This is a genomic window from Streptomyces capitiformicae (assembly GCF_002214185.1).
GTDB lineage: Bacteria > Actinomycetota > Actinomycetes > Streptomycetales > Streptomycetaceae > Streptomyces > Streptomyces capitiformicae.
The window spans coordinates 2,292,288-2,305,322 of record NZ_CP022161.1; the positions used below are offsets into that span (position 1 = coordinate 2,292,288).

At 67.5% G+C, this 13,035-nt stretch carries 10 protein-coding genes; 6 read left to right on the forward strand and 4 right to left on the reverse strand.

Going from position 1 to position 13,035, the window contains the following annotated elements; translation table 11 throughout:
• Positions 1 to 18 precede the first annotated feature (18 nt).
• Positions 19 to 1,527, reverse strand: a complete 1,509-nt coding sequence (locus CES90_RS10070) for a cytochrome ubiquinol oxidase subunit I (protein ID WP_189780923.1) — start codon at positions 1,525 to 1,527, stop codon at positions 19 to 21.
• Between the two features lie 270 nt (positions 1,528 to 1,797).
• Positions 1,798 to 2,763, reverse strand: a complete 966-nt coding sequence (locus tag CES90_RS10075; protein ID WP_189780922.1) for a helix-turn-helix transcriptional regulator — start codon at positions 2,761 to 2,763, stop codon at positions 1,798 to 1,800.
• 92 nt (positions 2,764 to 2,855) lie between these two features.
• On the opposite strand from CES90_RS10075, the gene CES90_RS10080 reads away from it, so the two are divergent.
• Together CES90_RS10080 and CES90_RS10085 are read left to right on the forward strand one after the other, a co-directional pair.
• Complete coding sequence (locus tag CES90_RS10080) at positions 2,856 to 3,221, forward strand: VOC family protein (protein ID WP_189780921.1); 366 nt, start codon at positions 2,856 to 2,858, stop codon at positions 3,219 to 3,221.
• Between the two features lie 72 nt (positions 3,222 to 3,293).
• A complete protein-coding gene (locus CES90_RS10085; protein WP_189780920.1) occupies positions 3,294 to 4,298 on the forward strand; it encodes an IS481 family transposase in 1,005 nt (334 codons plus the stop codon).
• On the opposite strand, the gene hisC is transcribed toward CES90_RS10085, so the two are convergent.
• Positions 4,295 to 5,374, reverse strand: a complete 1,080-nt coding sequence (gene hisC, locus CES90_RS10090; protein WP_208921413.1) for a histidinol-phosphate transaminase — start codon at positions 5,372 to 5,374, stop codon at positions 4,295 to 4,297. The two genes, CES90_RS10085 and hisC, sit on opposite strands and share 4 nt — an antisense overlap.
• A 412-nt stretch (positions 5,375 to 5,786) precedes the next feature.
• Between hisC and CES90_RS10095 the strand changes: the two genes are divergently transcribed.
• The 3 genes from CES90_RS10095 to CES90_RS10105 all read left to right on the forward strand — a co-directional run bounded on the left by CES90_RS10095 (position 5,787) and on the right by CES90_RS10105 (position 9,253).
• On the forward strand, positions 5,787 to 6,899 hold the full coding sequence (locus tag CES90_RS10095; protein ID WP_189780918.1) for a LacI family DNA-binding transcriptional regulator: 1,113 nt from the start codon (positions 5,787 to 5,789) through the stop codon (positions 6,897 to 6,899).
• Between the two features lie 200 nt (positions 6,900 to 7,099).
• A complete protein-coding gene (locus tag CES90_RS10100) occupies positions 7,100 to 8,197 on the forward strand; it encodes a metallophosphoesterase (RefSeq protein ID WP_268257008.1) in 1,098 nt (365 codons plus the stop codon).
• A 183-nt stretch (positions 8,198 to 8,380) separates the two neighbouring features.
• The gene (locus CES90_RS10105; RefSeq protein WP_189780916.1) at positions 8,381 to 9,253 is read left to right on the forward strand and encodes a hypothetical protein; all 873 of its coding nucleotides are present in this window, start codon (positions 8,381 to 8,383) and stop codon (positions 9,251 to 9,253) included.
• A gap of 255 nt (positions 9,254 to 9,508) precedes the next feature.
• Here the strand turns inward: CES90_RS10105 and thiC are convergent, their stop codons facing one another.
• Entirely contained in the window at positions 9,509 to 11,335 is a 1,827-nt protein-coding gene (gene thiC / locus CES90_RS10110) for a phosphomethylpyrimidine synthase ThiC (RefSeq protein ID WP_229913587.1), read from the reverse strand.
• 220 nt (positions 11,336 to 11,555) lie between these two features.
• On the opposite strand from thiC, the gene CES90_RS10115 reads away from it, so the two are divergent.
• Positions 11,556 to 13,028 carry a YibE/F family protein gene (locus CES90_RS10115; RefSeq protein WP_189780915.1) on the forward strand — a complete coding sequence of 491 codons (1,473 nt, stop codon included), beginning with the start codon at positions 11,556 to 11,558 and terminating at the stop codon, positions 13,026 to 13,028.
• Positions 13,029 to 13,035: the final 7 nt, after the last annotated feature.

Genomic DNA, 13,035 nt, shown 5'->3' on the forward strand with positions numbered 1-13,035 from the left:
CCCTTGGCCCGGTGCGGCCTAGTACGAGAAGGCCATCGGCTTGTCGGCGTCACGGGAGTCGCCGCCGATCTTCGTGGGCGGGTGGAGGTCGGCCTCCGTCAGCTCCGGCGGTCCCGCCTTGACGTACTTCACGAGCAGCTTGACCTCGACGACGGCGAGGACGGCGTACAGCGTGGTGAAGACGATCATGGAGGTGATGACCTCGCCCTGAGAGACGCCGGGGGAGACCGCGTCTTCGGTACGCAGGACGCCGTAGACGACCCACGGCTGGCGTCCCATCTCGGTGAAGATCCAGCCCCACGAGCTGGCGATGAGCGGGAAGCCCAGCGTCAGGAACGCGATGCGCCAGTACCACTTGGTGAGGGTCGGGCCGAGAGCCTTGCCCGGCAGCAGCACCAGATGCGGCACCTCGTCGTCGCCCACCCGGAGGTGCTGCGGCAGCATGAACTTCTTGCGGGTGAGCCAGAGCCCGATCAGGCCGATGGCGAAGGACGCCATGCCGAAGCCGATCATCCAGCGGAAACCCCAGTAGGCGACGGGGATGTTGGGCCGGTAGTCGCCGGGCCCGTACTTCTCCTGCTCGGCCTTGTTGACGTCGTTGATGCCGGGAACGTGCGAGCTGAAGTCGTCGTTGGCGAGGAAGGACAGCAGGCCGGGGATCTCAATGGCAACCTTGTTGTGGCCCCTGTCGACGTCGCCGTAAGCGAAGACGGAGAAGGGCGCGGGCGCCTCACCGTCCCACAGCGCCTCGGCGGCGGCCATCTTCATGGGCTGCTGCTTGAACATGACCTTGCCGAGCAGATCGCCGCTGATCGCGGTGAGCAGGCCGGCTATGACCACGGTGACCAGGCCGAGCCGCAGCGAGGTCTTCATCACCTGTACATGCTTCTTGCGGGCCAGGTGGAAGGCGGCGATACCGACCATGAAGGCACCGCCGGTGAGAAAGGCGGCGGTGAGGGTGTGGAAGACCTGAGTGAGCGCGGTGTTCTGGGTCAGGACGAGCCAGAAGTCGGTGAGCTCGGCCCGGCCCTTGGCCTCGTTGATCCGGTAGCCGACGGGGTGCTGCATCCACGAGTTGGCCGCAAGGATGAAGTACGCCGACAGGATCGTGCCGATGGACACCATCCAGATGCAGGCGAGATGGATCTTCTGCGGCAGCTTGTCCCAGCCGAAGATCCACAGCCCGATGAAGGTGGACTCGAAGAAGAAGGCGATCAGCGCCTCGAAGGCGAGCGGGGCTCCGAAGACGTCGCCGACGAAGCGCGAGTAGTCGGACCAGTTCATGCCGAACTGGAACTCCTGCACGATGCCGGTGACGACACCCATCGCGATGTTGATCAGGAAGAGCTTGCCCCAGAACTTGGTGGCCTTGAGGTACTTCTCCTTCCCCGAGCGCACCCACGCGGTCTGCAGGCCCGCGGTGAGTGCGGCGAGCGAGATCGTGAGGGGGACGAAGAGGAAGTGGTAGACGGTCGTGATGCCGAACTGCCATCGCGCCAGAGTCTCCGGCGCCAGAGCGAAGTCCACGTCTTCTCCTTACATGCCGTGGCACTGCGGCAGTTTGCCCCGCTTGTCACGTACATCACAGGGCAACCGGGACGCGCTTGTGAACGCGTTCACATTCACAAGCAATTATGACGCATAGCCGTTCGAGCCTCGACGGGCGGGGGTCCCTGAGCATGGACCGCTCGGCCCATGGCGTGAAAGCGCACGTCAGCCCCGATGCCTTGCGGTGCGAACGCAAGAAGGGGCCCGGACAACCCGGGCCCCTTGACCGCCGAGGCTAGATGTTGCGGGTCAGGACGTTGGTGACGGCGCATAGTGGTGGGCAAGATTGGTGGCGAGGTCGCGGAGGTGAGCCCTGGCTTCGGTGGGGCCGTGCACAGTGATGGCGCTCCCGAACGGCAGTAGTGCTCGCACGTCCTCCAGATGCAGGAAGCGGATCGTTACCTTGCGGCCAGTGGCGGATTCTTCATGGTCGTCCGGGACGAGTCGTAGGCCAAAGATCCGTTGCGCTCGCTCGATCTGGGTCTGGTCGATGGTGGCGCTGACCTCTATCGCGTGGTTGTGCTCCCACTGATCAATGAGCGCGGCGGCGACGGTGGCCAGGGTCTGGCTCTCGCGGATCCGTCGTGGCTGGTCGACTTCTTTCCACGTCGTGATCCGTTCGAGTCGGTACATCCGTGGCACTCGGGCACAGTCGGCGACGAGGTACCAGATGCCGGCCTTGGCGAACAGCCCGTAGGGATCCACGACCAGGTCGCGTGGGCATGACTCGCATGGGCTGTCGTACTCGATCCGTAGCCGGCGTCCTCGCCGCACTGCGCCGATCAGCGAAGCCGGAGTCGTGTCGGAAGCTCGTGCCTGACGCCAGGGACGGCTGTCCACGTGCACTACGTCGGTGAGCGGCAAGAGCTCATGAACTCGACGCGGCTGTATAGCGGCGATCTTGGAGAGCGCGCGCTGGCTTTCGGCCGATGCGTTGAGCTCCGCACGTTGCTTCTCATCCAGCCCAGTGAGCGACAGATGATCACGCTCGCCCGGTGTGAGTCGCGTGAGGTCGAGCCCGGACCCGGGCAGCATGGTCACGCCTCCGAGGCGGCCCCGGTGTGCGGTCACCGGCAGACCGGCGTCGCGGAGCCAGTTCAGGTCTCGCGTGATGGTTCGAAGGGACACCCCGAGCGCTGCGGCAAGTTCCTGTGTGGTCACGGCATCCCTCGATTTGAGGAGCAGCATCAGGGTGAAGAAGCGATCTGGGGTCACACACCAATTTTTTCAGGAATTGCGACACGATGCGGCGCATATCCCGGTCAGGTTGGTGGATGCGTACCTACGACCTGTGAGAAGGAACAGCCATGACCACATCCGTCGTGTCCATCGTCTACGTGAACGACGCTCCCGCCGCAGCTCGTTTCTACGGCGACCTCCTCGGCATGAGCCCCTCGTTCGAGACTTCGGGATACATCACCTTCGACCTCGGGCCAGGCGCTGACCTCGGTGTGTGGTCTGGCCAGTTCGAGGATCTGTCACCGGACGTCCCGCGCACCAGTGAGGTGTGCCTGGCCATCGACGGTGGACCCGACGAGCTCAACGCGATCTTTGAGCAGTGGAAGTCAAAGGGGGTCACGATCCTGCGCGAGCCTCATGATGCGGGGTTCGGGCTGACCTTCCTCGCAGCCGATCCTGACGGGAACCGTATCCGCGTCGCACCGCAGGACTGAAAAGGCCGAAATGCGGCAGGCGCGCACGATAGGTGTCGCGCCTGCCGTCGTCTGACTTCGAGAGGACGACGAGTGCCCCACGCGAATGCGCCCCTGAGCGTCGAGGGCCGTAGGCGGCTCGTGAAGCGGTGCCGGACACGTCCCATCGCCCACGTCGCCGCTGAGATGGGCATCTCTCGCGCATGTGCCAGCAAGTGGGTAAATCGCTGGCGGCTACACGGTGATGCGGGATTGCAAGACCGGCCGTCGAGTCCGCACCGGAGTCCGAACGCGACTCCAGCATGGGTCATCGAGCAGATCGAGTCCTGGCGCCGCGAGCACAAGTGGTCCGCGCAACGGATCACCGACGAACTTGTGAGTATCGGTTTTGTGATCAACCGGCGAACTGTCAGCCGACACCTGACCCGGCTCGGCCTCGGCGAACGCCGCTTCATCGACCCAGGCGGTGAGAACAACCGGAAGCCGGGGAAGATCATCGCCCGCTGGCCCGGACACCTGGTGCACCTGGATGTGAAGAAGGTCGGCCGGATCCCTGATGGCGGCGGGTGGCGGATCCACGGCCGGGACAGCGATCAGGCCAAGGTCGCCAGTCGGGCGAAGTCGGCCGGGGCGAAGCGTGGCTACGTCTACCTGCACTCCGTCGTCGATGGTTTCTCACGGCTCGCCTACACAGAACCGCTGGGCGATGAGAAGGGCGCGACGGCTGCTGCTTTCCTCGCCCGGGCGAAGGTCTGGTTCGCCGCCCACGGCATCAACCACATCCACCGGGTCGTCACCGACAATGGCGCTTGCTACCGCTCCGGCGACTTCGCCCGCATCGTCGGGCAAGGCACCCGGCATCAGAGAACCAAGCCATACACACCTCGGCACAACGGGAAGGTGGAGCGCTACCAGCGCATCATGGCCGAGGAAGTCCTCTACGCCCGCGAGTTCACCAGCGAGGACGCCCGGTCAGCCGCGATCACAGTGTGGAACATCCACTACAACTACCACCGGCCGCATAGTGCTGCCGCCGGAAAGCCGCCAGCAGCACGCCTCCGAGAGAGCGTCACCAACGTCGAGCCCTCATACAGCTAGAGCTCCTTGCGGAAGCTCTCCGTGACCTTGAGGAAGATGTCGTTCGCCTCGGTCTCCCCGATCGTCACCCGCACGCCCTCGCCCGGGAACGGCCGTACGACGACCCCGGCCTGCTCGCACACGGCGGCGAAGTCGACCGTGCGCTCCCCCAGCCGCAGCCACACGAAGTTCGCCTGAGTCTCGGGCACCGTCCAGCCCTGGGCGCGCAGCGCCTCGACTACCCGGTTCCGCTCGCAGACCAGCGCGCCCACGCGCCCGAGGAGTTCGTCCTCGGCACGCAGGGAGGCGACCGCCGCGTCCTGGCCGAGCTGGCTCACACCGAACGGCACGGCCGTCTTGCGCAGGGCGGCCGCCACCGGCTCGTGAGCGATCGCGAAGCCTACACGGAGCCCGGCGAGACCGTACGCCTTGGAGAAGGTACGCAGCACACAGACGTTCGGCCGCTCGCGGTAGAACTCGACACCGTCCGGAACCTCGACATCCCGCACGAACTCGCGGTACGCCTCGTCCAGCACCACCAGCACATCACCGGGCACCCGGTCGAGGAACCGCTCCAGCTCAGCCCGGCGGACCGCCGTACCCGTCGGATTGTTGGGGTTGCAGACGAAAATCAGCCGGGTCCGGTCGGTGATCGCGTCCGCCATCGCGTCCAGGTCGTGCACATCGCCAGGAGTGAGTGGCACCTGAACGGACGTGGCCCCGCTGATCTGCGTGATGATCGGGTATGCCTCGAACGACCTCCAGGCGTAGATCACCTCGTCACCAGGACCCGAAGTGGCCTGCAGCAGCTGCTGGGCTACGCCGACGGAGCCGGTGCCCGTGGCCAGGTCCGTGACCGGCACCCCGAAGCGGTCCGACAGCTCGCTCATCAGCCCCGTGCAGGCCATGTCCGGGTACCGGTTGAAGGACGTGGCCGCCGCGGTCACACCCTCCAGCACACCGGGCAGTGGCGGGTAGGGGTTCTCGTTGGAGGACAGCTTGTACGCCACCGGACCACCCGCCGCGGCCGGCTTGCCGGGCTTGTAGGTGGGGATACCCTCCAGCTCGGCTCGCAGCTTGGGGCTCGTCTCGCTCACCGCAGTCCTCCTCGTCGACGTAATGCTTCTCACTTTATGAGGATTCGGCGCGCCTGCGAATGGCCTGTGGACAACCACGTCCACACCGCGTCCGCGCCTCTCCGGTCGCACCGGCCGCACGGGCATCAGCTCCCGGAGGTGTACGAATCGGGGGGCGCGCCTCTCACGAGCGCACGCGCCGGTGGCTCACGCCGTAGCGCGCATCACCCGTGCAGGTGAGTTGAGACCTCTTCGAAACATGAGCTACTTGGCAGGCCCATACGCGTCGACAAGTAACGTACTAACATTGGATCGTTCAACTCCCTTGAATTTCAAGGAGATTGACCCGTTGTGACCTTGCAGAAACGTGCCTGTCAACGAGTGCATATGCGTCCGCACTACCCCACCGCATGAGCCCTACTATCGGCTCGCCATGACAGCAGCAGGGAAGCACCAGGTGAGCCGGGCGGATACTCCCCGCCGAGGCAGCCGGTCGGGCCGGGCGGGCATTCGAGACGTGGCCGCCGCCGCCGGGGTCTCCATCACGACCGTTTCCGACGCCCTCAACGGCAAGGGCCGGCTCCCGGACGCCACCCGACGCCATGTACGCGAGGTCGCCGACCGACTTGGCTACCGCCCCTCGGCGGCGGCCCGAACCCTCAGGACGGGCAAGTCCGGCCTCATCGGCCTGACGGTGACCACGTATGGGGATGAACCTTTCACCTTCACCGAGTTCGCGTACTTCGCGGAAATGGCGCGGGCCGCCACCTCGGCCGCGCTCGCCCGGGGCTATGCCCTGGTCATCCTTCCCGCGACCTCGCGCCACGACGTGTGGTCGAACGTCGCCCTGGACGGAACCGTGGTCATCGACCCGTCCGACCAGGACCCGGTCGTCAGCGAGCTGGTCCGTCAGGGATTACCGGTGGTCTCCGACGGCCGCCCGGCCGGCTCGCTGCCGGTCACCGCGTGGGTCGACAACGACCACGAGGCCGCGGTCCTCGGCATCCTCGACCACTTGGCCGACGCGGGCGCCCGCCGGATCGGACTCCTCACGGGCACGACGACCGACACGTACACCCACCTCTCGACGACCGCGTACCTGCGCTGGTGCGAGCGCGTGGGCCAGGATCCGGTGTACGAGGCCTATCCCGCGCACGATCCGTGCGCGGGAGCCGTCGCCGCCGACCGGCTGCTCGCCCGGCCCGACCGCCCGGACGCGGTCTACGGCCTCTTCGACCCGAACGGCACCGATCTGCTGGCCGCGGCCCGGCGGTACGGCCTGCGCGTCCCGGACGACCTGCTGCTCGTCTGCTGCAGCGAGTCAGCCGTGTACGCCACCACCGAGCCGCCGATCACCACGCTCTCGCTGAAGCCACGCCGGATCGGCACGGCCGTGGTCCAGCTCCTCATCGACGCCATCGAGGGGGTCGAATCGGACCAACCGGTCGAGCAGGTGATACCGACGGAGCTGATCGTGCGGAGCTCGTCCGAGCGGCGTCCGCCGCGTACGACGGTCAGTCCGCCGCGATCACCCGAAGAGGGTTGACGCCTCAGCGAGGATCCGAAAGGGGAAAGGGCGGGGAGAGCCCCGCCCAATTCGGGAGAAAACCGCGGTGAACTGGGGTCCTGCGCCATTTCACCACCCCTGGGTCATCACATGGCGCGATCCGCATTCCTATGATGGGCGGACGACACCGCGGGCCGCTGCGACCAGGCAGTCCGATGCGGTGCAGATGCGGCGCGATGGTGGTGGAGGGGTCGATGACTCAGGGGGCCGGTCAGGGACCCGAGGTGCGGACGCCGACGGTGCGCGATTTCCGCGTGCCCGCGTACGTCCACGAGGCCGGTCCGTACGGGCAGCACACCACGCGTCCCGGCGGGACCGCCAAGCCCGCCGAGGAGCCAGGAGGCTACCCCGAGGGCTACACCCCGACCCAGCGGGACCTCCCGGTGATCAACCGGGGTGACACACTTCAGGTCGCGATCGACCCGGAGGCCGTGGCGGCCGAGCCGTCCACCGCCAGGCCGGGCCCGCTGTTCGTCGTCGGGGACGTCCACGGCTACCTGGACGAGCTCCTCGCCGCGCTCCGGGAGAAGGGCCTCGTCGACGCGGAGGGCAACTGGTCGGCGGGAACCGCCCGGCTGTGGTTCCTCGGCGACTTCACCGACCGCGGCCCGGACGGCATCGGCGTCATCGACCTGGTGATGCGCCTGTCCGCGGAGGCCGCCGCGGCCGGCGGCTACTGCAAGGCCCTCATGGGTAACCACGAACTGCTGCTGCTCGGCGCCAAGCGGTTCGGCGACACGCCCGTCAACTCCGGCGCGGGCACCGCCACCTTCCAGGCCGCCTGGCTGCTCAACGGCGGTCAGAAGACCGACATGGACCGCCTCCAGGACCATCACCTCCAGTGGATGGCCCGCCTCGACGCCATGGAGGAGGTCGACGGCCACCTCCTGGTGCACTCCGACACCACCGCCTACCGCGACTACGGCGACTCCATCGAGGCGGTCAACGACACCGTCCGCGAGACGATCACGCGCAACGACCCGGACGAGGTCTGGGACCTCTTCCGCAAGTTCACCCGGCGCTTCTCCTTCCGCGACGAGGGCGGCGCCGACGCGGTGCGCTCCCTGCTGGACACCTACGGCGGCACACGTATCGTCCACGGTCACAGCCCCATCCCGTACCTCCTGGGCGAGGTCGGCTCGGAGGACGGCGAGGACGGGACGGGACCCTCGGTCGAGGGGCCGTACACATATGCGGACGGTCTGGCCGTCGCCATGGACGGCGGCGTGACCATGGCCGGAAAGCTGCTGGTCCAGCAACTTCCGCTGGATAGCTGAGGCGTCAACGGGCAGGCGTCCCCCGTCGGAAGACTTCGCTGGCCAGGGGCCAATTTCTTCAAACCCCCTGTCACCGCCTACCGTCACCGCTCTACCATCGGCTTATCCGTAGCAGGCTCCCCTCCGTTTCTGCCCGACGGCTCGTCAGCATGCCGAGCCACAAGCCCTACGGAGCATCGGGGGATGCACATGAACAGCGTTCCGCAGCACCTGCTCAGTGAGGACCGTCAGGAATACGAGCGGATCCTCGGCGAGGCGCTGCGCTCCGCACCACACCGCCCGGAATTCGCCGCTGGTCTGCAGCGGCTCAACCTCGAACAACTGCGCACCATGGCCCTCAGCGCCACAGCCATCATCACGGCGGCCGCGGCGACCGAATACGAGTACTACGTGAAGGTCCGCGACGAACTGCGCAACCCGTCGCTGTCCATCCCGCCCGCCCGCGAAGGCACGGCGGTCGGTTCCGCCGATCCCGCCGGGACCGAGGTGGGACTCGCGGCCGCCGTGGGCGAGGTCGGTGCGACGGCCGGTGCCGGTGCGGGCGCCGTCGCCGCCGTGCTCGCTCCCGTCCTGGCCGGTACCGCCGCCGGGCTCTTCCTGCTCGTGGGTTACATCATGAGGATGATCGACCCCGATCGGGCGATAGCCCAGACCCTTCTCACCACGGGATGGGTCTTCGCCGCGGTCACGGCTGCCGCGATCCTGGTGGCCGCGGTCGGCCTCCTGCTCACCGCCCTGCGCAACGGCTCCACGACCGTGGACGGCGGAGCACACGGCGAGTTGAGCGAAGAGGTGGCCCGGGCCAAGGAGGTCTGGCGTGAGGCACTCCTGGAGCGCGGCATTCTGCCGTTTCTGCGTGACGCTCTCAAAAATCCGGGCGTGGCAGCGCCGAGCGATCCGGATCGGCCGACCCCGCCCAGCCGTATGCCTCATCTCGGCTACAACCGCCCGAACTTCACCAGCCCGGGCAGCGGCCCCGCCGGCTCTCGCCCCAGCTTCAGCAGCCCGGACTTCACCAGCCCGGACTTCGGTGGCCCGGAGCACCAGCCGGACTGAGTCCTCGGGACCGAGCCGCCGCCCGGAACCCTCCGGGCTCGGCGGCCGACCGGCGGGAGCTCGGTCCGGAGGGCCGACGCGGTCGCACTCCGACCCGTCCGCTCGATGCGCGCATGGGACGCCCGCCGAGCCACGGCGCTGCCCGAGCGGCGGCGGGCTCCCCGGGCAGCCATCCGGGAGAGCACCGCCTCTGCGTGAACAGTCAACGGCCACGACGAACCGCGCCCGCCGCCCCCAGCCGTCCGCCCCTGGCTCTCAGTCCGCGATCGGCAGATACACCCGATTCCCCGCTTGAGCGAACTCCTTCGACTTCTGGGCCATGCCCGCCTCGATCTCGGCCCGGGAGCCGCCGTGTTCACGACGGATGTCCTGGGAGATCTTCATCGAGCAGAACTTGGGACCGCACATGGAGCAGAAGTGGGCCGTCTTGGCCGGCTCCGCCGGGAGGGTCTCGTCGTGGAAGTCGCGGGCGGTGTCCGGGTCGAGGGCCAGGTTGAACTGGTCCTCCCAGCGGAACTCGAAGCGGGCGTCCGACAACGCGTCGTCCCACTCCTGTGCGCCTGGGTGTCCCTTGGCGATGTCCGCCGCATGGGCCGCGATCTTGTATGTGATGACGCCGGTCTTCACGTCGTCACGATTGGGCAGTCCCAAGTGCTCCTTGGGCGTGACGTAGCAGAGCATCGCTGTGCCCCACCACGCGATCATCGCGGCACCGATGCCTGAGGTGATGTGGTCATACGCCGGTGCGACGTCCGTGGTCAGTGGGCCGAGCGTATAGAACGGAGCCTCATCACAGATCTCCTGCTGAAGGTCGATGTTCTCCTTGATCTTGTGCATCGGGACATGTCCCGGGCCCTCGATCATCGTCTGTACGTGGAAACGCTTGGCGATCCGGTTGAGTTCCCCGAGGGTGCGCAACTCCGCGAACTGCGCCTCGTCATTGGCGTCCGCGATGGAACCGGGCCGCAGGCCGTCGCCGAGCGAGTATGTGACGTCGTACGCGGCGAGGATCTCGCACAGCTCCTCGAAGTTCTCGTAGAGGAACGATTCCTTGTGGTGTGCGAGACACCAGGCTGCCATGATCGAACCACCACGGGAGACGATGCCCGTCTTGCGGTTCGCGGTCAGCGGTACGTACGCCAAGCGCACGCCCGCGTGGACCGTCATATAGTCCACGCCCTGCTCGGCCTGCTCGATGACCGTGTCCTTGTAGATCTCCCAGGTCAGCTCCTCGGCCTTGCCGTCGACCTTCTCCAGCGCCTGGTACAGCGGCACCGTGCCGATGGGAACGGGGGAGTTGCGCAGCACCCATTCACGGGTGGTGTGGATGTTCCGCCCGGTCGACAGGTCCATGACCGTGTCGGCGCCCCAGCGGGTCGCCCAGGTCATCTTCTCGACCTCCTCCTCGATGGAGGAAGTGACCGCGGAGTTGCCGATGTTGGCGTTGACCTTCACCAGGAACCGCTTACCGATGATCATCGGCTCGATCTCCGGATGATTCACGTTGGCGGGCAGTACGGCCCTGCCCGCCGCGATCTCCTCGCGGACGACCTCCGGCGAGACGTTCTCCCGTACGGCCACGTACTCCATCTCGGGGGTGATCTCCCCTCGTCGCGCATACGCGAGCTGGGTCACCGCCCTGCCGTCACGGCTCCGGCGCGGCTGGCGCGGCCGCCCCGGGAACACCGCGTCGAGGTTGCGCAGTCCGCCGCGCGGCGAGGTGTGCTTGATCCCGTCGTCTTCGGGGCGGACTGGACGGCCCGCGTACTCCTCGGTGTCGCCACGGGCGATGATCCAGTTCTCACGGAGGGGGACGAGTCCCCTCCTGACATCGGTCTCGACGGTCGGATCGGTGTACGGGCCGGAGGTGTCGTACAGGGTGACCGACTGCCCGTTGGTGAGGTGCACCTGACGAACCGGCACCCGCAGATCGGGGCGCGAGCCCTCGACATACGCCTTGTGCCAGCCGATGGACTTCCCGGCCTCCTGGGGCTCTTCGGCCTGAGGGCTTTCGCCCCGAGACGTGGCGGATGTCCCGCCCGTCTGGTTGGAGGCAGGCGTGCGTGTGTCCTCGATGGTCATGAGACCTACTCCCTACGCCGGCATTACCCGGTAACAGGTTCAGCGGTCGGCGCAGCGATTTCCGCCCGGCGATGTTCCACGTGAAACATCGCGTATGCGGACGTCAGCGCCCTCTCAGCCCGGTGCTCCGAGCTCCCGCGTGTGCAAAGGTGTCTCCACGCTAGCGTCAGATGTGGCGCGGTGAACAGTGGGCACCGCCCGTTCTTGCGATGATCGGTCGGTGACCACGATGCAGCAGCCCCCTCCTCCGCCCTCCGAGCCACCCCGTGGCCATGGCCCCGCAAACAGCCACTGGGACGGCAGCGGCGGAGGCCACGACCCCAGAGACGGGCACCGGGACGGCGGCGGCCGCGGTCCCGGAGACGGGCATGGCCAAGGCCCGCCCTCTGGGGGTGGCCACGGCCACTCGCACAGTCACGGCCATGGCCCTGCCGCCCCTGTTTCGCAGCATCTGCGCAAGGTCATCGCGGCGGTGCTGATCCCCTTCGCGACCGCGGTCGTCGTGGGTATGGTCGTGCTCTGGCCCGGAGGTGCCCCAGGGCACGAGCGCACCGGGGTGGGCTTCGACCGGCAGACGCAGTCGGCCACGGTCACCAAGATCGAAGAAGTCGACTGCTCCTCGGTGAACGCCTCGGGTGTCCCCCCGACCGGCGACACGTCCACCGCCGAGGGCTCGTCCGCCCAGCAGCAGGCGAACGGCACCTGCAAGAAGGCGACGGTCCGGGTCGACACCGGCAAGGACAAGGGCCGTACGTTCACGGAGATCGTTCAGCCGGACCAGTCACGGCAGTTGCGGCAGGGCCAGGAGGTCGTGGTCGCGTACGAACCCGCCGCGCCCAAGGACCTGCAGTACTCGGTCACCGATGTGAACCGGCGGTTCCCGTTGGCGCTGCTCGCCGGGATCTTCGCGCTCGCCGTTGTGGTGGTGGGCCGGCTGCGCGGGGTCATGGCGCTGGTCGCACTGGCGATCAGCTTCCTGGTGCTGACCTTCTTCATCCTGCCAGCCATCCTCCAGGGCTCGAACCCGCTGGTGGTGGCGGTGGTCGGAGCGAGCGCCATCATGCTGATCGCGCTCTATATGTGTCACGGCCTCTCGGCCCGTACCTCGGTCGCGGTGCTCGGCACGCTGATCTCGCTGCTACTGATCGGCCTGCTGGGCTCGGGGTTCATCGGCTGGGCCGACCTGACCGGCAACACGGACGACAACACCGGCCTGATCCACGGTCTGTACCCGGACATCGACATGAGTGGTCTGCTGCTCGCGGGCGTCATCATCGGTTCGCTCGGTGTGCTCGACGATGTGACGGTCACCCAGACGTCGGCGGTCTGGGAGCTGCACGCGGCCAATCCGTCGATGGGCTGGCGCGGGCTGTACCGCGCGGCCATCCGGATCGGCCGGGACCACATCGCGTCGGTGGTCAACACCCTCGTCCTGGCCTATGCGGGTGCCGCGCTGCCGCTGCTGCTGCTCTTCTCGATCGCGCAGAGCAGCGTGGGCACGGTCGCCAACAGCGAACTCGTCGCCGAGGAGATCGTGCGCACGCTCGTCGGTTCGATCGGTCTGGTCGCCTCGGTTCCGGTGACCACCGCGCTGGCCGCCCTGGTCGTCTCCGCCGACCGACCGGGCACCCCGACGACGGAGTCGGTGCCCGCTCCGGCGCGCGCCGGGAGGGGCCGCCGCCGCAAGCGCTGAAGCGTTA